The sequence below is a fragment of the Flavobacterium wongokense genome, assembly GCF_021608265.1.
Lineage (GTDB): Bacteria > Bacteroidota > Bacteroidia > Flavobacteriales > Flavobacteriaceae > Flavobacterium > Flavobacterium wongokense.
The window spans coordinates 979,546-1,001,576 of the sequence record NZ_JAKIHP010000001.1 but is presented as its reverse complement, the minus strand read 5'-3'; the positions used below and the strand labels follow the sequence as shown (position 1 = coordinate 1,001,576).

Below are 22,031 nucleotides of genomic sequence, written 5' to 3'. Positions count from 1 at the left end.
ACATGAAAATTACAATTGTTGCCGGCGCAAGACCCAATTTCATCAAAATAGCACCCATCATCAAAGCGATTGAAAAAAAGCAAAAGGATGGTGCCAATATTTCCTATCGTTTGGTTCACACCGGTCAGCATTACGATAAAAATCTAAGTGATACTTTTTTTGAAGAATTGAATATTCCGCATCCCAATGCCAATCTGGAAGTTAAAAGTGGCTCACAATCGGTGCAGACTGCGGCTATCATGATTGCCTTTGAACAGGAATTATTGCAGAATCCATGTGACTTGGTTTTGGTTGTTGGCGATGTCAATTCGACTATGGCATGTGCAGTTGTTGCCAAAAAACTAAACATAAAAGTTACCCACGTTGAAGCCGGAATCCGTTCGGGAGACATGACCATGCCCGAAGAAATCAACCGGATTGTTACCGACAGCATCACCGATTATTTCTTTACAACCTCAACCTGGGCTGGTGAAAACCTATTAAAATATGGTGCTGAGCCGTCAACAGTCCACTTTGTCGGGAATGTAATGATTGATACTTTATATCAAAATTTGAACAGGATTGCTGCTCCTTCGTTTTGGAATGAATTCAAACTCGAAACCGGAAATTACATTATCCTGACACTGCATCGTCCGGCGAATGTTGATGAGGAAAAATCCTTGATTAATCTTTTGGAAGGAATTGACAAAATGGTGGGCGACAAAAAAATCATTTTCCCAATACATCCGAGGACGAAAGCTATTTTGGGCGAAACCAACCTAGAGCTGAAAAACATACTATTTGTAGAACCACAAGGATACCTGAATTTTATGTACCTGATTAAAAACAGTTTTGCCGTGATTACCGATTCTGGTGGCATATCGGAAGAGACTACCGTTTTAGGGATTCCATGTTTTACGATGCGAAACAACACCGAAAGGCCCGAAACGCAAACCATTGGAACCAATACTTTGGTTGGGACTTCTATTGAAAACCTTGAGAAAATCTTTGGGGAATTTTTAGTTAATGGCCCAAGAAAAGCCGGCATTCCTGAGCTTTGGGATGGGAAAGCCTCTGAGCGGATAATTGATATTCTGCTTTCAAAAAAATAGTGGAAGAAATTCTAATAATATCCAATTATTATCCGCCTGAAAAAGGCGCTGCTGCCAACAGGATTGAGCAGTTGGCTTTAAAATTACATCAAAACAATTATTCGGTTTCTGTGATTTGTCCGTTGGGGAATTATCCAAAAGGCGAATTGTTTCCCGAATACAAAGGCAAGTTTTCGGTTACTGAAAATCGGGACAATATTAATGTTAAGCGTCTTTGGATTTATCCAAGTGTCAGCAAGAATCTTTTAGTACGCATTATTTCCGTTTTGTCCTTTTCATTGAGTTTGTTTTTCTATTTGTTATTCAAAAAAACACCAAAGAAAGTCATTGTACAATCGCCACCATTACTGCTTTCCTTTATTTCAGTTTTGGTGCTTTCGCTGAAAAACAAAAAAATCATCCTCAACATTTCCGATTTGTGGCCAATGGCTGCAATCGAATTAAAAGCACTGAAAAAAGATTCGCTTTCGCATAAATTCTCCTTGTTCCTCGAAAGGTTTATTTATAAAAAAGCAACTTTGATTTTGGGGCAGTCTAATGAAATCATCGAACACGTACATACCATTTTTCCACAAAAAGATTGTTTTTTGTACCGTAATTTTCCGGATCACAAAATTGCCAACCCTGAACTCTCAATTGAAGAAAACCAACCCGTAAAAATATTTTACGCAGGGCTTTTGGGAATTGCACAGGGTGTATTCGAATTGTGCCAAAAAATCGATTTAAAAGGGTTAAATCTCGAGCTCCACATCTTTGGCGATGGTGCCGAAAAAAGTCAAATAGAAGCTTTGATTTCGTCTCAAAATGAAAACAAAATCTTCTTTCACGGAATGGTGGACCGAAAAGAACTGCATCAAAGGATACAATCTTTAGATATCGCGATTGTTCCTTTAAAAACAAGGATTTATGGTTCGGTTCCATCCAAAATTTTCGAATATGGTTCGCTTGGTTTTCCGATAATCTATTTTGGTGGCGGGGAAGGCGAAACCATCGTCAACGACCATAATTTAGGTTGGGTCGCAGCGGTTGGAAACTACGAAGATTTGAATCGGGAACTGAAACTGATTTCAAAATTGAGCAAATCCGAATTGAAGGATATGAAGCAACAGATTTTTAATGAATCTCAGAGTGAATTCAATTTAGATAAGCAAATCAGGCTTCTGATTGAAAAGGGCGTTTTTTAATACGCTTTATCTTCTCCTTTGAAGATATTGAATACGGTTTGGAAAATGATTTTAATATCGAGGATCAACGACCAGTTCTCAATATAAAATACATCGAGCTTAATCCGGTTGATCATGTCTTCTTCGGTTTCAATTTCACCTCGGAAACCTTTTACCTGAGCCAAACCTGTAATTCCCGGTTTCACATAATGACGGACCATGTATTTCTTAATTTTACTGGCATAAGCCTTATTTTGCGACCATAGGTGTGGCCTTGGCCCAACAACCGACATATCACCAAGCAAAACATTAAAGAATTGCGGTAATTCATCCATACTGGTTTTACGCATGAATCTTCCCATTCGGGTAACCCTTGGGTCATTTTTTGAGGCTTCCTTTTCGGTAAATCCGTTTACCTGCATCGAACGGAATTTATAGCAGAAAAATTCTTCTTCATCCAATCCGGGTCTTCCCTGCTTGAAAAATACCGGTCCTTTTGACTCTAATTTTATCAATAATGCCAGTAATGGAATGAGCCATGAGAGCAGGAATATAATCACCATTAATGAAAAGGTTATATCAAAAATGCGTTTTACTCCTTTGATGAACGGATTGTGAAGTTGTGTTTTTTGAAGGGAAAGAACCGGGAATAGTTCGTAGTAATCAATTTTTAGGTTTTTTGAGAAAATCTCTTTGGTATCGGGGATGAATTTGATTGCTTTTTTGTTGTCATCAGCAAATTCAACCAGTTCCTTTAGCTTCTCATTCGAAATTTCATTTAGTGAGCAATAAATTTCGTCTACCTTATTTTCAATGACAAAAGAGGTCAAATCATCAATCCTTCCCTTTACTTCAGGATTTTGCTTTTTGTCTGAAAAGAATCCCAAAAATCGGTAACCATAATCCTTACGGGTTTCGAATACTTCCTTAAGCCGGATTGCTTCAGCAGTGTAACCAATAATGACGGCATTCCTAAAGTTACTTCCCGTTACAATTCGGTATTTCTTTAGATAAAAAAACCAAAAATATTTGAACGTTACGATAATGCAAAAGCTAATGGTCATGAAAATGGCAATGGCCTTTCCGCTAAAGATTACGGTTTTCGCAAAGGGGAAAAAAGCAATGACCACCAATAAAAATACGCTAAACTGCTTGACTAATTTGGTTATGATTTCAACAGGAGTGGTGAATCGGTACACCTCATAATACTTCACCAGTATTGCAATCAAAATCCAGGTGAAGGTTTGATAGGTAAGATAATAAAACTGATTAAGCCCTAATTCCCTGAAGAAATAGGTGCTTAATGAAGTGATAACAACTAGATCGAAAAGAACATTTATCGGTCTAATATATTTTGAATATCTCCCTGTTTGTTGTGCAACCATAAGCTATTAATGGATGTATCCTTTAAAGTCTTTATGCTCTTCTTTTAAAAGTTCTTCCGATGAAAGTGATTTAAAATATTCATAGGTTAATTTCATTCCTTCTTCCCTTGAGACTTTGGCTTCCCAGCCTAAAATTTCTTTAGCGCGGGTCGTATCGGGCTGACGCTGCATTGGATCATTGATTGGCAGCGGATGATAAACCACTTTTTGGCTGGTTCCGGTCAATTTGATGATTTCGTCTGCAAAGTCCTTAATCGTAATTTCGTTTGGATTACCAATGTTTACCGGCAATGCATAATCAGAATGCAATAGCCTGAAAATACCTTCCACCTGATCGGTTACATAACAAAAAGATCGGGTTTGGCTTCCGTCACCAAAAATAGTCAGGTCTTCTCCACGCAATGCCTGGCCTATGAAAGCCGGAATTACACGTCCGTCATTGAGCCGCATTCTTGGTCCATACGTATTGAATATCCTAACAATCCTGGTTTCTACGCCGTGGAAAGTGTGGTATGCCATAGTGATTGATTCCTGGAACCGTTTGGCTTCGTCATAAACGCCTCTTGGTCCTATGGTATTTACATTCCCGTAGTAATCTTCTGTTTGTGGATGAACCAAAGGATCGCCATATATTTCAGAAGTAGAGGCAATAAGAATCCTGGCTTTTTTTACCCTTGCCAACCCCAGAAGGTTGTGTGTTCCAAGCGAACCAACTTTCAAGGTTTGAATCGGAATTTTAAGGTAATCTATCGGGCTTGCTGGTGATGCAAAATGAAGAATATAATCTAAATTTCCCGGCACATGGACAAACTTGGTTACATCGTGGTGATAGAATTCGAAGTTTTTATCCTTAAATAGATGCTCTATGTTTTTTAAATCGCCCGTTATCAAGTTATCCATCCCAATTACATAATATCCTTCTGCAATAAAACGGTCACAAAGATGCGAGCCCAAAAACCCAGCCGCGCCAGTAATTAATATTCTTTTCATATAATTTTTTTATTCTGGTTTGGAATTGTTCGGCACAATTCCGGAATTAAAGAGACAATACATCATGGTAAAAAACACAACTCCTCTCTGTCTCCATAAAAATGATTCTGTCAAAAATAAACTTATCATTAGAAATGCGAAAGCAAAATGCACAAAATCTTTCGTTTTAAGTGAATTTTTAACGTTCACAAGCAACATGATTAACAATAATATAAAACCAAACACCCCTAATTCGGCAAAATTCTGGACGTATTGGTTGTGGAAATTCTTGGATTGATAACCGCTGTCAGGGTCATTTTCAACTCCCATATACAGGTTGTACTGCGTTGCTTTTTCCTTGATTTTAGGGTATGAAGCATTGAGTCCAAACCCAGTAAAGAATACATTTTCTTCCCTGATTAATTCGAGGGAAATCCTGGTTTGGTAAACCCTAAAGGCTGTTCCGTTAAAATAATCATTCGGCGTAAACGTTGGATTGGTCCAGGCTTCCTTGATGCTTACATAATGCACGCTTGCCGGAACTCCTTCAATTACATCGGCGCTGAGGCTTTTGTCGGTATTGGTTTGGAATTCCACCCTAAACCTATCTCTTATCCTTCCTATTGAAAAAACGATTACAATCAGCAGTACAAAGACGATAAGATTCCGTAATCTTAAATTGTGTGCCGCTTTTGAAAAAAAGAAAATATGGATTAACGACAATAACAATACTATAAGGATGATGTTTTTGGAGGACAGCAACAATATGAATCCGAAAAGAAGGATTGAAAAAAACGTGTCCGCCTTTGATTTTACTTCCTTGGTAAAAAAATGGAAAAAAGCCACAGCAACAAAAACCGACATGTGGATTGCATTCAATAATTTTGGAACAAGTCCGTAATCCTTATCATTTTCACCATGATAAAAAAACATCCTGGAATCCTGGTAAATACAATAGCGGATTGCCGCTCTGATACAGTAATACAGCACAAAGGCAACGATGATGTAACTGTAATAGGTGATTATTCTCTTTTTTTGCTCTGAAGTATTCTCCTTAAAAATAAAAAAACCCAGTGGAATCAATAGTAACGGGATTTCCTTTGACAATGCAGCCAGTGATTCCTTTGGTTCGATAGACCAGAAATAGGAAAAGACCATCAAAACATAAAGCAGCACCGGAAAAATCAACTCTTTCTGAATCCTGAAATTTCCTTTTTTGAAAGTGATGAAAGCCGTGAGTAAAAAAATTCCTAAAGCGGCATTGTTTAAGGCAAAAGGCAACGGAATGGTAGAAAGTACTAAAAGAATTGGGATAAAAGAACTGCTATTTTTGTTTTCTTTTACCAGATTTTGAATAACATTCTTCGAAGAGTTGTAAATATTCACCATTTATTTTTTCCCAATTAAATTCATTTACAATGGCGTCAAAATTGTTTTGAACTAATTGCAAGTTATCATTTTTTTTGATTGTATTCAGAATATTTTTCACTTCCTCAGGATTCGAAAAATAATAACTGTTCTCCTTTAAAATCCCTTTATTGAAATCGTTATTATGGGCTATGACAAACGCTTTGGAAGCCATCGCTTCGAGCAAGGAAGGGTTTGTTCCCCCAACAGAATGCCCATGGAAATAGAGTTTTGAAAAATAACGCAGGTTGTTCAGATTTTCCAGGTTATAAATCCCGCCCATAAAACGGATGTGTGAATGGTCCTTGAACTTGTTTTTTAGGTATTCGCCATATTTTGTCTGGTGTTTCCCAACAACCAAAATGGGAGTTTTGTCTTCGTTCATCGCAACACCTTCCAGAACCATGTCCAAATTGTTTTCCGGTTCAAACCGAGCCATGATCATATTGTAGTTCCCTTTTTCCACACCATACTCTTCCAAAACCGCTTCGTTGTGATTTGAAAAAGGATAAGCGCCATAAGCTATATAAGTGGAGTCCTTGCTGTATTTTGACTTTAGGAATTTTTGAATCCCCAAAGAATCGGAAACCAAAAAATCACTGCTATTTGCCGCCAGGCGTTCCGCGTATTTCAGGAATTGCTGCACCGGTTTGGAATACTTGGTACGTTTCCACTCCAATCCGTCCATATTGGTAATGATGATTGATTTCTTAGGAAGCAGGAAATGCCACACCGAATTGCTCGTATAGCCTAATTGTAATATGATATCAAAATCGCGTTTTCGGGAATCCATGATACAGTTATAATCATAAATAAACTGGCCGAATGTCCCGAGTTTGTATTCTGGATCATATTGATGGATGATGTGTACGCCGTGAAAAGTCTTTTCCTGATGCGGATGGTCGTGTGAATTGTAGCAGTAAACCTCGTGCCCTTTTTCTACCAGGTACACCGAAAAAAATTCAGCAAACTGCTCAAATCCTCCGTAATAATTGGGTACACCACGGGTTCCTAATATGGCTATTTTCATGAATTTTTATTACGGTTTGCAATTTTTTCTCTTTCAGTGCAAACATAACAAATAGATTTGAATTTTTTGAAATTTACAACACCGCTTTTTTGAACTGCGCTGCTGCAGACTGCCAGGTAAATTTGGCTGCCATTTCGCTTCTTTTTTGTGGAGTTTTAGTATCGTGAAGACCAATTTCTATTTTATTTTTCAAATCATTTAAATCCAACGGGTTGAAAAGACAGTCACCAAAAAAATCAAAGTCAGACATGGCTGTCGTATTGGAACAGATTGTTGGGACATTTGCCGCCAAGGATTCTAATGGCGGAATTCCGAAACCTTCGGCAATCGAAGGATAAATGGATAAATCGGCACCACGGACCAAAAGCACCAAATCATCATAATCAACTTTGTTGAAACTGAAAACTTTTGCTTTTATATCGGCTGGCAACGCCTCATAATAATCGTTGTAAACTTTATTTTCAAGGGCTTTATTCCCTACAAAAACCAGGTTGTTTTTTTTATAATGTTGGTTTTCAACAAATGCCTTTAGCAATCGGTCATGGTTTTTCCTTGGTTCCCAACGGCTGACAAAAAGGAAGTAATCGGTTGTTTTGAATTTTTCTTTTACCAACTCCTTAACCTCATCCTTATCATAAGGCTCAAAATAAATTGGGTCAACCGCATTGGGCGTAACCGTTACTTTCTGAACATTGAAATGTTTTTGGATTTGTTGTTTCGAATAATCCGAAACCGTCAAAACAACCTCCGATTTTGTAGCACTGCTTTTGAACAATAATTTGTTTTTAATCCTGTAGGCTAATGGAAAATATTGCGGAAAATCCAAAAACAATACGTCGTGTATCGTCACTATGTATTTGCAGTTTTTAAAAGGTGGAACCACATACTGGAAATGCGCATAGTCAATATGGTGTTCTTTTATGATTGTCGGAAGATCAAACAACAAACGGTAAAACTTGTTGCCCGATTTATACTGGACATAACTTACATTGTCATGCGTTCCGAAAATGGTCTCTAAAAAATCAATCTTTGCTGCGCCTAAGACAAAATGGAATTTTTTGTCCTTAATCAATTCTGAATAAAGGCCTTTGAGATAGGTTGTCGTTCCCTGGAAATTCCCGTCAAAAACATGGCAGTCCACAAATATCCTTATCGCTTTCATGTCTGTGGCTCTAATTGTGAGGTTTTTTGCTGTTTGATGTTGTATTCAATATAACAAAGTATAAAACCGATGATAACCGATTTGCTTTCGGTCTTTAAATACAATCCCAATAAAACCCAATTGTCAAAAAACAGGTAAATCCCGGTAGCAAATATCAGAATGCCTAAATTCCTGATGTATTCATCATTGGTTTTCCGTTTCGTTAAAAGCAGCCTTAGGAAATACAGCATAAAAAAGACTCCTATTAATCCCGATTTTAGGAATACCGTCATGAATGCATTGTGTAGAATGGATATCCTGGTCAGGACCGTTCCGTCATTGGTATACAATTTTTGCCCGAGTTTGACATCGGAACCCAAACCTTTCCCTCTTACCATTCCCCAAAAACCTTCACTTTTCATAACCCTGATGGTCAGCATGTTTTCGTAGGCGCGGTAATTATCATTGAAATCTTTCCAGTCGTCTTTGTCAACCTTCGACTTAAATGCTTCGATTGGTGCGTTTTTAATTTTGTAGAGCAACGCTTCCAAACCTCTACCATTACGCGTTAGGCTCATATTGTAAATAATCGTATAGCCAATTATAACGGTTGAGAAAAAGGTAATCAGGATGATGAGTGCGCGTTTGTTCATAACAAAATATCCTTTCAGAGCCATGTAAAAAACCACAGCCTGAATGAAGTTTGCCCTTGATAAATACAGAAAACTTGAAAAAGCTATCGTAAGGAGCAATATCCAAAATCGCTGCCTCGAAAGCTCTACATTGAATTTCTCATGGAAAATCACTAAGATTAACGCATACACTTCAAAATCACTGAAATAGCCCGCATACTTTCGCAATTCGTGGATGTTTAAAACCTTATGGACTACAACATTGAAAGCAATTGTTCCTAAGTGGATTACCGCGATGATGAATCCGACATAAATGATGGTTTGGATGACCTTCATATTGGCATGCCTGCAAAGCTGATATCCAACAAGCAAACCGAGAATGGGCTTCAACAGGTAGGTGATGTCGCGTATCACTTCGTAAATGCTGTTGTCATAATAAAACCACGAAAGGAATGCCACAATCAAAATGGCTGTATACGGAAAGATGTACTGAAAAATTGTTAGGGAATATTGCCTTTTTATCGTGAACAGAATCACACCAATCCAAACTAAAAAAGTCAATTCGTAAATGTTCAGATACGTCACGAAGATGCAAATCGCAAAAAGTACCTGATACAGAAAATCCTTTGATATTTTGATGCTACTCATTTATTCCTACTGTTTTTAGCGAAAGATGCCTTTTTAATATTTTAGAATACAAAATTATGATAATAAATTCTATAACGATTATCGAAAGGAAAGCGCCTTTCAATCCCCAGTTTTTGGTCAAAACATACAAAAGGATAAAGTTTAACACCGTTGCGATAATAGTGATCCTGATATAAATCCGGTTTTCATTGAATGCGAACATCAGCTGGCGCAATGGCTGTGAAATGGAAACCAATAGCGGAACCAGCAATCCAATCCTGAAATACATGGCAACCTGTGGAATGCTTTCTTTCGCTATTTTGAAATAACCCAAAATATATTCTGAAAAAATAAAAAACACCGACATTATCGAGAACAGCAATATGAAATTGAAGCCGTTGTATTCCTTCCAAACCCGGATTCCTTTTTTAACGCTGAGATTAAGTTCGTAACAAATATTGGCATACACAAAATAGAAGAACATATTCAGGTAGGTCTTGAAAATGGTAACAATCTGATCAATGATTCTAAACTGTCCTGCCATAAAATCGCCTCCAACATAACTAATCATAATGATTGGGAAAAACTGGTACATCGACAGGAAAAACTGCGATACGCTAAAGCTGAATTCCTCTTTTATGATTTTCGTAGCATCGTCGAATGAAAATCCGGTTAATGAAAAGGAATATTTATTCATCAGCCAGATTAACCCTATGCTGTTCCCAATTATAGCTCCGATTCCAAAAAACAGGTTGGCATAAATATAATCTGCCTTTTGGTTGATGAAAAGAATCACCATCGCAATGTAGATGGTTTTGGAAATGACATTTACGGTCGAAATCCATTTAAAATTTTCAACTCCCTGAAAAAACCATTGCGGATTAATAAACTGCCCTATGACAATTGTTAAGCTCAGGAAAAACAAGGCTTTGTCCTTGGCAAAAAAAGGGACGGTAAAGATAATTAGTGTAATAAATGCGAAAACCAACAGTACCAGAAGGAGTTTTGAAAAGTAAATGGCCTTAAACCGATTCTCTAAAACCTGTTTGTTTTCCCTGTTGATTGAAATTTCCTTGACACCGTTGATATAAGAACCATAGTCAATGATTCCGTTTAAAATAAGGGCAAATGAAAAACCAACACCAACTCTTCCCAAACCATCCTCGCCGCATTTAAATATGATGAAAGGCATCACGAATAAAGGGCTAGCCAAGTTTATCACTTGTCCGAAACCATAAATTAAAAAGTCTGTTATTTTTTTTCTATTAAAAATACTCATCGCATTTTAATTCACATTTATAAAATAAAAGATGCAAGGTATTACTTTTTAATATAAAAGCTGTTCATGTCATCCACTGATTTGGATTTTATAAAAGGATTGAAGAAATAATAACCCAGGTAAAGCAGGTGTTTTGCAAATCCGGATTTGAAGAAAAGCGAGCCCAGGATTCCGAATTTTTTCTTCGTAAGGATGTGCACATTCATTGCATTGTAATAGTTCATCCCGAATTTTTTAGCGATTTCCTTAAAGGAATCTATCGAATAAAAGGAAACATGCTGTCCGTGTTCTGAAGCATAATACCACCAATCGGCATGTGCCGGCGCTGGTTTTGGCATCACATCAGTAGTAAGGACGATGGTATCGGTAAGCTTTACGATTTTTTCGATTTCGGCAATCGGATCGACAAAGTGTTCAAAGCTTTCAAATGTGGTAACCACATCATAACGATCGTCCAGGCTTCCGTCAAAACCACGTGCTATTTCGTTTTTGGTGTATGGATCCTGCCAATAGTAATCAAATCCTATGTCGCGCATCTGTCGGGTAAAAACCCCAAAACCTCCGGCATAATCCAGGAATTTCCCTTTGGTTTTAAAAAACAGGAACAATAATGAAGTGGTGATTTTCGACATGCGCTCACAACGAAACATAACGCCAGTGTCGGAAAGGTTCATCGAGCTGATGTAAGCCTCCTCTATCCAATAAGGGCTTTCCGTTTGGCCAAAACTACAGGTCTGACATTGAAAATAATCAACATCATACTTATATAAAACCTTTGCATTAAAAATCTTTTTGGTTTCGTTTTGGCAAATTTTACACTTCATTTCTATCGCTATATTTATTTCTTTTCGAAGAATTTATCCGTTAAGATCAAACCTTCTTTCTTTTCATTTGGGTTAGAAACGAGTATTCCTAACTGATATTTTCCGGCAGCAAATTTATTGACAAATCCTTTAGCTTCATATCCTGAATTGCTGATATCTTTTGAACTTTTGAAATAAGTGTTGACATCATCCCTTTTCACCCTTTGGTTCTGCATTCTGAATGCCTGTCCATTCGAAATCAAAACAATTTCCATTTTCGAATTAGTAGCATCAATCCCGTCGAGATATGCCCAACCTGATGCCTTTACGGTTTCTTCATTTGTTTCAAAATTATCCACCGTAAAATTGACAAGGTCACCATTTTTCTCCTTTAATGGATTGTATTTTGAAATGTCAACAGTCATTAACGTACTTGAATTTTTGACATAGTGTTTGGTCCAGGTATCATACAAATCGATATTGTTCTCAACACTAAAGTTTTCGTCAAGGTATTTTTGCGTGTTTTCATTTATCTTAAATGGGCGGCCATGAGCGTCGACATACCAAAATGATTTTCTTTTGGTAGAATCCTGAACCATTTCATTGACATAGTTATCCAAAGTTCCGTCAACTATTGTAGTATGCACTTTTCCGTTATCCAGAAAATACGGGAAATACCAGCTCAAGCTTGTAACTACAGGATCTTTGGCCGTGTTATTGTCTAAAATAAACTGCGTAACTTCCCTAAACTGTGTTTTGTTTGGAGATTTGTAATAGTGTTTTACTACAATAATATCGGTCAGTGAAAACAATACAATTATGGATAATATGCCATAACGTACAATCTCATTCCTGATGTATGAAAGCCCAATTGCTACAATGATAATCACCGCCGGAAGAATGTTGATGAAGTATCTGTTTATCAACATAGGCAGGGTTGTATAGGTTCTGATCAGCGGAAGCAAAAGCGTAACCAATATCCATATAAATAAAACAAAAAAGCTGAATATCAATTTGTCCTCTTTAGGATTGATTGCAAGATTTTCTGAATTTTCTGTTTTAAACAATTGAATGAAAAACAACAATACCAAAGCCACTATGAAGAACAATACCATTTCTGATTGTCCGAAGAAATCCTTAAAAAACTGGGTGTAGACATCGAGAGTTGGCATCTGAATCCAAATTGAAGTGATTTCAGATGTCTTTACAAATAATTTATAAGTTGGTAAATACAAAACCAAGGTCATAAGACCCGAAGTCAAACAGTAAAGGAAAAAGCTCTTACGTTCCGTTCCAAAAGGCTTAATGAGGAAATACAGCAAAATGAGGTATTGCGAAAACAAGGCAAAAAGTGCAAAGAAATGGCAATAAATCATCAAGGTGGAAAAGAGGCCATAAAGTATTGCCGACTTGTAGGATGGCTGTTTTATGAATTTTATCAGGTACAGGAATGAAAGCGTTGTCATCAAAAACAACAACGGATACATTCGGGCATCCTGAGAGTAATACAAATGAAAATAGTTGATGGTAAGCAAACCCATTGCATACATTCCCACCTTCTTATTGAAAATTTCCCTGCCTAAAAGATAGATTGAGAAAACGCCGGCGATTCCGATAATTGCTGCCAAAAACCGGATTACAAAAGTCGTGTAACCGAAAATTTGGAATAAAATGTGGACGATGAAAAAGTACAATGGCGGATGTGGTTCTGAAACCATTAGTGCCTGATACACCTCTGAAAAGGATTTATTTGGATTGGCTTCATTTATAGTATGAATCTCGTCGAGCCAAACGCTTTGGTAATCCAAATGGTAGAATCTTAATATTGCCGCAACAACCAGAATCCCTGATACAATGTAATTTTCCTTAATCCAGTTAATGATTTTCATATCAATGCTTTTTTTTCCATGAATAAATTATTGAAACCCCAAAAGGCAGCTTGAAATTTTGGTTAATCAATTTGCTTTCAGAAGCCATAAGCTTATTTAAAACGTTGTTCATAAAGCCCGGTTTGAATGTTTCGAAGTCACTTCCCGAACCTGGCCTTTTTTTATCAGAAATCAACAAATTGCTGAGATGCCTAACCGCATAAATTGGAAGAAATAAAATGAAATTAAAATAGGAAGTAAAGATTTTATTCCCATCATTCCGGGCGTTGAACAGCTTTTCTATTTCCTTGGTTTTATATCTTCTGAAGTGATGGTTGATAACATCGTGGTGGCTCCACAAACTCATAAAAGCAGGTACTGTGATGAGCAAAACTCCGCCGTCTTTTGAAACCCTTTTCATTTCCGAAACAGCCAATTGATCATTTTCAACATGTTCAATGACATCAAAAGCGCAAACCAAATCATACGATTTGTCGGCAAATGGCAATTCTGTAATCGAACCATTGATGATTTCCAAACCTGTTAGTTTAGAGGCAAATTCGCAGCATTCCTTATCATATTCCAACGAGGTTACAGTGCCAAAATTTGATAGGTATTGCGAACTTCTGCCTGGTCCGCAGCCAATGTTTAAAATGTTGATTTTATCATTGGTTAAAACCTTATCTGAAATTAATTTCTTTATATAATTTGATATGATTTTTTCCCTTGCAACAAACCACCAATGCTGTCTCTCCAAATCATAGTATTCCTTGTAGTAATCCTGCTGCATGTTAGTTTTTTTCTGAAGTTTCTTCAGCTTCAATTATAATTTTATCAATAACAAACAGCGGCCTGTTCCTAACCTGATTGTAAATCCTCAAAACATATTCCCCGATTAAACCCAGGGAAATCAGTTGTACGCCGCTAAAAAGGATTATTGCCAAAATTGTGGCTGTGAATCCCTGAGGCACATCATTGTAAAATATTTTCCTGTAGATGTTGTATAAAAAATAACAAAGTGAGAATACGATGGTAAAGAAACCCAATCTGGTAATTATCTTAACCGGGAAATCACTAAAGTTGAATATTCCATTAAACGCCAATTCGAAAAGTTTTGTCCAGCTGTATTTTGTTTCACCCGCATGCCGTTCGTGCCTGTCGTACTCGAAACCAATTTGCTTAAATCCAACCCAGGCACGCATACCCCTTAAATAGCGGCTTTGCTCGGGCATATTTATCATGGTGTCGACAACTCTTCTGCTCAGCATCGAGAAGTCCCCACTATCTATTGGAATATTAAAATTTGAGATTTTCTTTTGCAGCCTGTAGTAGGCTTTGTAAGCCAGTTTTTTAAAGAATCCTTCCTTCCTGTTTTTCCTAATGGCATAAATAACATCATTGCCCTGCATCAAAAGGGAATAAAATTCAGTGATTAATTCGGGCGGATCCTGTAAGTCGCCATCAATAATCATTACCCCTTTTTTTCCTCTGGAATTTGCCATTCCTGCACTAACCGCTAATTGATGCCCATAATTCCTGGACAAAAGCACTCCGGTAAAACGGGTGTCTTTTTTGCAGATGTTTTCGATGAGGATGGCCGTGTTATCAATGCTTCCGTCATTTACCAAAACCACTTCACAGGAGAAATCTGTGGCGTCTATAACCTGAGTTAATCTTTGAATCAGAAGATCAAAAACGGCTTCTTCATTATAGAGTGGAACAACTATAGAAATATCGATTAACTTCAATTTAAATCTTGTTTTTGGTTTGGTTTGGAAACATGTAGTGCAAAACTATAAAATTTGTTTAATAATAAGCCGTTTCGCCCATATATTAAAAAAAGCTATCTGTTAAAATTAACAAATAGCTTCTTTAAGTATAGCTTAGGTTTTTTTTATTTTACCAATTTGGCAATTTCTTCTCCTAATGTTATTTCAGGATAGAATGACGGCCCAAAATATTTTGCCTGGTTTTTAACCGGTATAACCAATCCTTTTTCCCTGTCTACCTGAGTACATTGTTCGTTTGGCCTAAAATATTTAAAGAATGTTGCTCCCGGAGTTTCGAATGATTTCCCGGCATACGTCATTTTATAGTTATTGATTGTCATGACATCCTGGTCTTTGCTGATACCAAAATCGATACGCAACATTGTTGGGATTACATTTTCAGGTAAATTGAAAACTACTTTTTGAGGAGCATCACTTCCTTTTACACCAATCCAGATTGGATCACCTGTAAAGTTGATTGTACCGTCTTCTGTGTAGAAAAGGGCAAAGTTATCATCCTTTTTTACAGTTACATCAAGGGTAACCTGGAAAATTTTGGCTGCTTCTTCAGTTTTAACAACCTCTAGTGAATCTACTGATTTTTCATCTTTACAGCCTGTAAAAAATATTGTGGCTAACAGTACTGATAATATAATTCTTGTCTTCATTTTATTATGTTTTTTTTGCAAAATTAAATTTTTTTTTAAACTATTGGTCTTTTCTTTTAAAATCTCCTCTCGAAAAATACTTCTCGACAAAACAATAAACTAAAATAAAGAAATAACGGCTTCCCATTTCCTTGATTTTTAGTTTGGAAACTCCATATTTTCTATTCGTCCATGAATTTGGAACCACAGTATATGAATAACCCCGAATGATTGCTTTCAACGGGAGTTCGATTGTCAGGTTAAAGTGAGGCGAAAGTATTGGTTTCACTCCGTTTATAACTTCCCTTTTGTATAATTTGAATGCGTTTGTGGTATCGTTGTATTTGATTCGCATAACCAATCTAATGATAAAATTGGCAATACGGTTGATGACCTTTTTTACCCAAGGATAATCGATTACTTTTCCTCCTTTGATAAAACGGCTGCCAAAAACACAATCATAATTACCCTCAATCATTGTGGTGTAATAGCGGATTAAGTCATATGGTGAATCCGACAAATCGGCCATCATCACCGCAACACAATCGCCGGAAAATCGCTCCAAACCGTAACGCACGGCATATCCAAAACCATTTGGCCCAGGATTCGTTCCGTATTGTAAGGCTGGATATTTTTGTGCCAATTGCTCCAAAACCTGTAAGGTGTTGTCTTTCGAATTGTCGTTTACAACATAGATTTCGTGATCGATGCTGACTTTTGAAAACGCTTCTTCAATCTGATCAATTGTTTCGGTAATTGATTCTTCTTCGTTATAGGCAGGAATTACAATGCTTAATTTCATTATTGTTTGTTGATTGTTGCTGCGTATATCTGGGTTAAGATATCATTGATGTTGTATTTCCAGTGCCAGTCCGGATAATGTGCCTTGAATTTGGATACATCGCTAATCCACCAAATGTGGTCACCAATCCGGTTGGTTTCTGAGTATTCATAATTCATTGGTTTGCCTGTAATGGCTTCGCACATTTCTATCGCTTCCGCCATTGAACAATTGGAGTGCCTTCCGCCACCGGCGTTGTACACTTCACCCTGTCTTGGGTTTCTGTAAAAATGCCAAAACATATTTACCAAATCCCAACTGTGGATGTTGTCGCGAACCTGTTTGCCCTGATATCCAAAAACGGTGTATTTATCTCCCGTGATGGCACATTTCATCAGATACGACAAAAATCCGTGTAACTGCGTTCCCGAATGATTTGGACCTGTTAAGCATCCGCCTCGGAAAACACCGGTATTCATCCCGAAATACTTTCCATACTCCTGAACCAAAACATCGGCTGCGACTTTTGAAGCACCAAAAAGCGAATGTTTGGTTTGGTCGATGCTCATATTTTCGTCAATGCCTTCCTTGAAATACGGGTGTGATTCGTCTATTTCCCAACGCTTTTCAAGTTCCACTAGAGGCAAATAGTTTGGCGTATCACCATAAACCTTATTGGTAGAAGTAAAAATAAACGTTGCTTCAGAACAATGCAAACGTGTCATTTCAAGCATGTTTAAAGTTCCATTGGCATTTACGGTGAAATCAGTCAATGGTTCGCGTGCTGCCCAATCGTGGCTGGGCTGGGCTGCTGTATGAACAATCAGTTTTATGTCGCTTTTGTATTTCGAAAACAGCTTTTCCAGTTCATCTACATTTCGGATGTCAATGGCGTGATGCTCAAAATTTGGAACTTCCTTAACCAGTTTTTGGGTGTTCCATTCTGTTGAGGCATTGGCACCAAAAAAAACCTGGCGCATATTATTGTCAATCCCAATGATCTTATCAAATTTATCGGCAAAAAAGGCTACTGATTCACTTCCTATCAATCCGGATGAGCCTGTGATGATGCATATATTCATTATTCTGTTATTTTATATTCTATTATCCTGATTTTGTCTTTGAAGTAGAGTTTACTTTTTGGCTCAAAACAATAGGCCCTTATTTGGCTTTCTTCTTTAATTTCTCCCATGCCCAAAGACTTGAAATCATTGACATTTGTAATATGTTGTGTAGAAAAAATTCCTGTTTCCAGTAATTTATTTGAAGTTCTATATTTTCTTGTGTTTCCGACCTTATCCACTACAGACAGGGAAATGTCCGGGCCATGATCAATCACCGACATGAAATCGCCCAACAGGTTGCGGTACATAACGACCTTGTAATAAATGCCTTCTTTAGGAATCAACGGGGAATCCATATAGATAGCATATTCATTGATTTTAACTAATTTCACCTTATTGCTGTTGGCTTTTTTCTCCAGTAATAACGATGGTCTTCCACCCACAGAAAGCGTGTCCACGCAACTGTAATTTTTGCTAAGGATTAAATTCAATTTCGGTTCATCAAATAAGGGATACCTATCATCGATGGCGCAAAAATCATATAAGACAAATTGTGGTGCCTTTGATGAATTGTAAAAAGCAACGTTTTTGTCTTCCAGTGCTTCTGTATATGCTGTGTAGGATTGAAAAACAGGCCTTGGAGTAAAATTCAGTCTGTTTTCCAATAATATTTGTGTGTTCCAAGGGTAGGAATCAATGCTGCTGTTTCCAATTCTGTTTAAAATCCTTGGTGGCATTTGATTATTGTTTGGATACAAATGATATCCTGATGTTGGTGTAAAAGAAGTGTATCCGTTAAAATAAGCTTCCTTAGACATTTTGACTTTAAAATCTAAAGCATACACATCCAATTTCTTTATGAAATAAATCGAAATGAATCCGGCAATGCTTATCAAACCTATAAAGTATTTATTTTTTTGTTCCAAATGAAAGTCATAAATACAAAACACAATCAACATGGCGCAATAATAAAACTCCTTCATGTGTGACTCATCTGCCCTAACGAATGATTGTTTGAAAAGGACATACATGGAAACCGAAAAAAGGAAGAAAATAATTCCGTTTTTGTAGATGTCCTTCCTGTCATCTTTAATCGTTTTATAGACCAAAACACCCGCAGAAATTAGGATAATGATTAATGCAAAAAGGTGTTTGTCGCAAAATTCTCTAAGGGAATACATTACTTCGTTGTATCCGCTTACAATCTCTAAGGCAGATTTTATGTACTCTGGCAGGTTTACGTTTAATATTCCCGAAAGGATATAGATTCCGATTATTGGTAAAATGAAATAGCCCAACAGGTAAACAAGCTTGTCTTTTTTGAAGATTATCTTATACAGTATTGCGGCGGCAAAAAACACAAATGATATCAATCCTGTATTGAATTTGATGAAAAAAAGCAACACAACCAAAATTGCCTGAAAAATGTAGATTAAGGTTAAATTCTTATCCAAACTGTATCGAATCCAAAACAACAGGAATGACATTAAAACAAAGGCATAAGTTGACCAAAAAGGGGTTGGCAGCAACACGACCAAAAGGATGATTAAAAAAGCAGTAAAGAACTTATTCCTGCTTCTTACAAATGAAATGAAAAAAACCAAAAATATATTTAACGCACAAAACAGGTCAAAAATCAAAAAGCTGATGCTGTTCTGTCCCCAGCCAACCCTTGTCGTCAAATAGGAAAGTGGCCCCAAGGTAAATGCAAAATCGGTTCCCCATTGCATGCCTTTGATCTTAACATAATTAAGTGTCGTAACCCATGAAGGATCGAGAGTAATCCATATTTCATTGTTGTATTGGATTGGGTTGAGGCTCATATCAAAATAAGGTGGAAACAAAAGATATGCAGCAACAAGAGCAAGCAAAAAACCAAGAATATTGATTTTTGTAAAATAGGTGTCTTTAAAAGATTGTTTCATCATTATTTCAATATGGTTTCCAATTGTTTTTCGTTGGCTTTTATCCAGTTGTAAATGTCCTGAAAGATTGTCTCTACCGATTTTTTTGGTTTCCAGCCAGTCTCATTTTCAATTCTTGTATTATCCGTAATGAAAATCCTAAGATCGGCTGTCCGGGTTTCTTTTTCAGAAGCGATTGCAATGGAATTTCCTGTTATCTTTTCACAGATTTTTGTCATTTCCAATAACGAAGCGCTGTTTGTCAAACCGCCGCCGGCATTATAAATCCTGCCTTCAAATTTTTCTATCTGATGGATTTGCAAATCAATCAGTTCCACCAAATCATCTACGTGCAGGATGTCGCGGACCTGTTTTCCGGTTCCGCCATAACCAATATATTTCAGGGACTGATTCCAAAAATGTTTCGCCATCCAAAGCGTTACAACACCCTGATCGGTTTTTCCCATCTGCCTTGGTCCTGCAATAACACCGAAACGTGTTATGGCAGCTTTCAAGCCATAAAATGCAGCGTACTCCTGAATGAAAAGTTCCGAAGCCAATTTAGTAGTCCCATAAAAGGAACGTGCACCTTCCAATGATAATTCCTCTGAAATCCCTTTTGGTGAAATTCCTTTGGTGCTTTGATTGGCATCAAATGCAAAACGCGTTGCTTCTTCGGTAAAATGGGCATCCTCAATCCAATTGATTGGATAAACCCTGCTTGTCGAAAGGAATATAAGTTTGGCCTTGTTCTTTAAACATGCATTAAAGCAGTTGATGGAACCGTATAGATTATTATTGATGACATAAGTCGGATCGGAATCCAAACCAGCAGTAACCGATGGTTCTGCCGAGGCTTCAACCAAAACGTCAAAATTCCCTAATGCCGATAAATCTTCGTTGTTCCTGATATCCCCATGGAAAAAGGGAATGCCCTGCTTTTGAAAATCGGCTAGGTTCAACTCAGAACCTCTTCTTTTTAAATTATCAAAGGCGACAATTTCATAAGATGGATACTTTGCCTTGAGCTGTAAGCAAAGTGTTGAGCCAACAAATCCCGCGCCTCCGGTAACTACTATTTTCATATTTTGATTGTTTTTAAGCTGTCCTGCCAATCCTTGATTTCCAAACCAAAAGTAGTCTTGATTTTGGTTTTATCCAAAACGCTGAATTCAGGCCTTTTTGCCGGTGTCGGAAAACTGCTTGTTGGAATTGATTTTAAATCGATGTTAATGTTATTGACTTCAAATATTTTTTTAGCAAAATCATACCAGCTGCACTGTCCTTCATTACTGAAGTTGTATACGCCAAACGCTTTTTTATTGCTCGTAATGATTTTAGCGAGAGCATCGGCTAAATCTACTGCATTGGTTGGTGTCCCGATTTGGTCGTTTACCACCGAAATCGAGTCTCTTTCCGAAGCCAGGCGTAACATGGTTTTCATAAAATTGTTGCCAAACTGTGAATACACCCAGGAAGTCCTGATGATGTAATAGTTTTCAAAAACTTCCTGGATTGCTTTTTCGCCAGCCAATTTGGTCTGCCCGTAAATGCCTGTTGGATTTGGGGCATCATTCTCTTTATAAGCTATGTTTTTTTCTCCATCAAAAACGAAATCAGTGGAAATATGTAGTAAAACTGTATTATGTTTTTTACAAACCTCAGCTAAATTTTGGGCACCAATTACATTGATTAAATGTGCTTTTTCAGTCTCGCTTTCGGCTTTGTCAACGGCGGTGTAGGCTGCAGCGTTAATACAAAAACCGGGGTTGATTTTAGAAAACATTGCTTCACAATCAGCGGCATTGGTTATATCCAAATCAGCTGAAGCACAAAAAACAAAATGAAGCTCAGGATAATTTGGCGCAATGAATTGCAGGCTCTGACCTAATTGTCCATTGGCTCCGGTTACTAAAACTACCATGCTTTTTTGGCGTTTTCTAATGTAGGTTGAACTTGATCCTTCGCGGAAATTATTAATTCTTCAATTGGAAAATCCCAGTTGATGTTGATGGTTTTATCATTGTAAATGATTCCGCCTTCTGATTCCTTATTGTAAAAATTGTCGCATTTGTAAAAAAACGTAGCCGTTTCGCTCAACACTAAAAATCCGTGTGCAAATCCTCTTGGAACAAAAAACTGTTTTTGGTTTTCGGCCGACAAAACTACGGCTTCATATTGCCCGAATGTAGGTGAATTGGGCCTGATGTCAACCGCAACATCCAAAACTTCTCCGTGTAGTACACGGACTAATTTAGCCTGCGCATGTTCTCCGGTTTGGTAGTGTAAGCCGCGCAAAACCCCTTTTGAGGAATACGATTGGTTATCCTGAACGAAATGAACCGGATGGCCTACTCCATTTTGAAAAGTCTTTTCATTAAAACTTTCCATGAAATAACCGCGCTCATCAACAATGATTTTTGGTTCAATTACAAAACATCCATCAAGTTTGGTTGCAATAAAATTCATGT

Annotated in this window: 20 protein-coding genes; 2 read left to right on the top strand and 18 right to left on the bottom strand. The window is 37.3% G+C overall.

What is annotated here, in order from left to right; genetic code table 11:
* Positions 1-2 precede the first annotated feature (2 nt).
* The gene (wecB, locus tag L1S31_RS04225; protein ID WP_236462623.1) at positions 3-1,091 is read left to right on the top strand and encodes a non-hydrolyzing UDP-N-acetylglucosamine 2-epimerase; all 1,089 of its coding nucleotides are present in this window, start codon (positions 3-5) and stop codon (positions 1,089-1,091) included.
* Complete coding sequence (locus L1S31_RS14930) at positions 1,091-2,275, top strand: glycosyltransferase family 4 protein (protein ID WP_236462621.1); 1,185 nt, start codon at positions 1,091-1,093, stop codon at positions 2,273-2,275. Before wecB ends, L1S31_RS14930 begins: the two co-directional genes overlap by 1 nt.
* Here the strand turns inward: L1S31_RS14930 and L1S31_RS04215 are convergent.
* The 18 genes from L1S31_RS04215 to rfbC all read right to left on the bottom strand — a co-directional run bounded on the left by L1S31_RS04215 (position 2,272) and on the right by rfbC (position 22,029).
* Positions 2,272-3,639, bottom strand: a complete 1,368-nt coding sequence (locus tag L1S31_RS04215) for an undecaprenyl-phosphate glucose phosphotransferase (protein ID WP_236462619.1) — start codon at positions 3,637-3,639, stop codon at positions 2,272-2,274. The genes L1S31_RS14930 and L1S31_RS04215 overlap by 4 nt on opposite strands.
* A gap of 6 nt (positions 3,640-3,645) precedes the next feature.
* On the bottom strand, positions 3,646-4,629 hold the full coding sequence (locus L1S31_RS04210) for a UDP-glucuronic acid decarboxylase family protein (RefSeq protein WP_236462616.1): 984 nt from the start codon (positions 4,627-4,629) through the stop codon (positions 3,646-3,648).
* Between the two features lie 9 nt (positions 4,630-4,638).
* On the bottom strand, positions 4,639-5,997 hold the full coding sequence (locus tag L1S31_RS04205; protein WP_236462613.1) for an O-antigen ligase family protein: 1,359 nt from the start codon (positions 5,995-5,997) through the stop codon (positions 4,639-4,641).
* Entirely contained in the window at positions 5,933-7,045 is a 1,113-nt protein-coding gene (locus L1S31_RS04200) for a DUF1972 domain-containing protein (protein ID WP_236462610.1), read from the bottom strand. The genes L1S31_RS04205 and L1S31_RS04200 overlap by 65 nt, the downstream gene beginning before the upstream one ends.
* A gap of 73 nt (positions 7,046-7,118) precedes the next feature.
* Complete coding sequence (locus L1S31_RS04195; RefSeq protein WP_236462607.1) at positions 7,119-8,207, bottom strand: glycosyltransferase family 4 protein; 1,089 nt, start codon at positions 8,205-8,207, stop codon at positions 7,119-7,121.
* The gene (locus tag L1S31_RS04190; RefSeq protein ID WP_236462604.1) at positions 8,204-9,466 is read right to left on the bottom strand and encodes a hypothetical protein; all 1,263 of its coding nucleotides are present in this window, start codon (positions 9,464-9,466) and stop codon (positions 8,204-8,206) included. The genes L1S31_RS04195 and L1S31_RS04190 overlap by 4 nt, the downstream gene beginning before the upstream one ends.
* Positions 9,459-10,724, bottom strand: a complete 1,266-nt coding sequence (locus L1S31_RS04185; protein WP_255702162.1) for an oligosaccharide flippase family protein — start codon at positions 10,722-10,724, stop codon at positions 9,459-9,461. The genes L1S31_RS04190 and L1S31_RS04185 overlap by 8 nt, the downstream gene beginning before the upstream one ends.
* 41 nt (positions 10,725-10,765) lie before the next feature.
* The gene (locus L1S31_RS04180) at positions 10,766-11,548 is read right to left on the bottom strand and encodes a class I SAM-dependent methyltransferase (RefSeq protein WP_236462597.1); all 783 of its coding nucleotides are present in this window, start codon (positions 11,546-11,548) and stop codon (positions 10,766-10,768) included.
* Between the two features lie 14 nt (positions 11,549-11,562).
* On the bottom strand, positions 11,563-13,416 hold the full coding sequence (locus L1S31_RS04175; RefSeq protein WP_236462595.1) for a glycosyltransferase family 39 protein: 1,854 nt from the start codon (positions 13,414-13,416) through the stop codon (positions 11,563-11,565).
* A 1-nt stretch (position 13,417) separates the two neighbouring features.
* The gene (locus L1S31_RS04170; protein ID WP_236462592.1) at positions 13,418-14,185 is read right to left on the bottom strand and encodes a class I SAM-dependent methyltransferase; all 768 of its coding nucleotides are present in this window, start codon (positions 14,183-14,185) and stop codon (positions 13,418-13,420) included.
* A 1-nt stretch (position 14,186) separates the two neighbouring features.
* Positions 14,187-15,143, bottom strand: a complete 957-nt coding sequence (locus L1S31_RS04165) for a glycosyltransferase family 2 protein (RefSeq protein ID WP_236462587.1) — start codon at positions 15,141-15,143, stop codon at positions 14,187-14,189.
* A gap of 146 nt (positions 15,144-15,289) precedes the next feature.
* The gene (locus L1S31_RS04160; RefSeq protein WP_236462585.1) at positions 15,290-15,832 is read right to left on the bottom strand and encodes a hypothetical protein; all 543 of its coding nucleotides are present in this window, start codon (positions 15,830-15,832) and stop codon (positions 15,290-15,292) included.
* Between the two features lie 40 nt (positions 15,833-15,872).
* Complete coding sequence (locus tag L1S31_RS04155) at positions 15,873-16,613, bottom strand: glycosyltransferase family 2 protein (protein ID WP_236462583.1); 741 nt, start codon at positions 16,611-16,613, stop codon at positions 15,873-15,875.
* Complete coding sequence (locus L1S31_RS04150; RefSeq protein ID WP_236462579.1) at positions 16,613-17,674, bottom strand: NAD-dependent epimerase/dehydratase family protein; 1,062 nt, start codon at positions 17,672-17,674, stop codon at positions 16,613-16,615. The genes L1S31_RS04155 and L1S31_RS04150 overlap by 1 nt, the downstream gene beginning before the upstream one ends.
* Positions 17,674-19,584, bottom strand: coding sequence for an LTA synthase family protein (locus L1S31_RS04145; RefSeq protein WP_236462576.1), 1,911 nt, complete (start codon positions 19,582-19,584; stop codon positions 17,674-17,676). The genes L1S31_RS04150 and L1S31_RS04145 overlap by 1 nt, the downstream gene beginning before the upstream one ends.
* Complete coding sequence (locus L1S31_RS04140; RefSeq protein ID WP_236462573.1) at positions 19,584-20,645, bottom strand: NAD-dependent epimerase/dehydratase family protein; 1,062 nt, start codon at positions 20,643-20,645, stop codon at positions 19,584-19,586. The genes L1S31_RS04145 and L1S31_RS04140 overlap by 1 nt, the downstream gene beginning before the upstream one ends.
* Positions 20,642-21,484, bottom strand: a complete 843-nt coding sequence (gene rfbD, locus L1S31_RS04135) for a dTDP-4-dehydrorhamnose reductase (protein WP_236462571.1) — start codon at positions 21,482-21,484, stop codon at positions 20,642-20,644. The genes L1S31_RS04140 and rfbD overlap by 4 nt, the downstream gene beginning before the upstream one ends.
* Entirely contained in the window at positions 21,478-22,029 is a 552-nt protein-coding gene (rfbC, locus tag L1S31_RS04130) for a dTDP-4-dehydrorhamnose 3,5-epimerase (protein ID WP_236462568.1), read from the bottom strand. Before rfbC ends, rfbD begins: the two co-directional genes overlap by 7 nt.
* Positions 22,030-22,031 lie beyond the last annotated feature (2 nt).

What these genes read in the sequence shown, in the direction of transcription:
- wecB (WP_236462623.1), top strand. Translation starts at nt 3, where the DNA reads ATGAAAATTACAATTGTTGCCGGCGCAAGACCCAATTTCATCAAAATA.
- L1S31_RS04215 (WP_236462619.1), bottom strand. Translation starts at nt 3,639, where the DNA reads ATGGTTGCACAACAAACAGGGAGATATTCAAAATATATTAGACCGATA.
- L1S31_RS04210 (WP_236462616.1), bottom strand. Translation starts at nt 4,629, where the DNA reads ATGAAAAGAATATTAATTACTGGCGCGGCTGGGTTTTTGGGCTCGCAT.
- L1S31_RS04205 (WP_236462613.1), bottom strand. Translation starts at nt 5,997, where the DNA reads ATGGTGAATATTTACAACTCTTCGAAGAATGTTATTCAAAATCTGGTA.
- L1S31_RS04200 (WP_236462610.1), bottom strand. Translation starts at nt 7,045, where the DNA reads ATGAAAATAGCCATATTAGGAACCCGTGGTGTACCCAATTATTACGGA.
- L1S31_RS04195 (WP_236462607.1), bottom strand. Translation starts at nt 8,207, where the DNA reads ATGAAAGCGATAAGGATATTTGTGGACTGCCATGTTTTTGACGGGAAT.
- L1S31_RS04190 (WP_236462604.1), bottom strand. Translation starts at nt 9,466, where the DNA reads ATGAGTAGCATCAAAATATCAAAGGATTTTCTGTATCAGGTACTTTTT.
- L1S31_RS04185 (WP_255702162.1), bottom strand. Translation starts at nt 10,724, where the DNA reads ATGAGTATTTTTAATAGAAAAAAAATAACAGACTTTTTAATTTATGGT.
- L1S31_RS04180 (WP_236462597.1), bottom strand. Translation starts at nt 11,548, where the DNA reads ATGAAGTGTAAAATTTGCCAAAACGAAACCAAAAAGATTTTTAATGCA.
- L1S31_RS04175 (WP_236462595.1), bottom strand. Translation starts at nt 13,416, where the DNA reads ATGAAAATCATTAACTGGATTAAGGAAAATTACATTGTATCAGGGATT.
- L1S31_RS04170 (WP_236462592.1), bottom strand. Translation starts at nt 14,185, where the DNA reads ATGCAGCAGGATTACTACAAGGAATACTATGATTTGGAGAGACAGCAT.
- L1S31_RS04160 (WP_236462585.1), bottom strand. Translation starts at nt 15,832, where the DNA reads ATGAAGACAAGAATTATATTATCAGTACTGTTAGCCACAATATTTTTT.
- L1S31_RS04155 (WP_236462583.1), bottom strand. Translation starts at nt 16,613, where the DNA reads ATGAAATTAAGCATTGTAATTCCTGCCTATAACGAAGAAGAATCAATT.
- L1S31_RS04150 (WP_236462579.1), bottom strand. Translation starts at nt 17,674, where the DNA reads ATGAATATATGCATCATCACAGGCTCATCCGGATTGATAGGAAGTGAA.
- L1S31_RS04145 (WP_236462576.1), bottom strand. Translation starts at nt 19,584, where the DNA reads ATGATGAAACAATCTTTTAAAGACACCTATTTTACAAAAATCAATATT.
- L1S31_RS04140 (WP_236462573.1), bottom strand. Translation starts at nt 20,645, where the DNA reads ATGAAAATAGTAGTTACCGGAGGCGCGGGATTTGTTGGCTCAACACTT.
- rfbD (WP_236462571.1), bottom strand. Translation starts at nt 21,484, where the DNA reads ATGGTAGTTTTAGTAACCGGAGCCAATGGACAATTAGGTCAGAGCCTG.
- rfbC (WP_236462568.1), bottom strand. Translation starts at nt 22,029, where the DNA reads ATGAATTTTATTGCAACCAAACTTGATGGATGTTTTGTAATTGAACCA.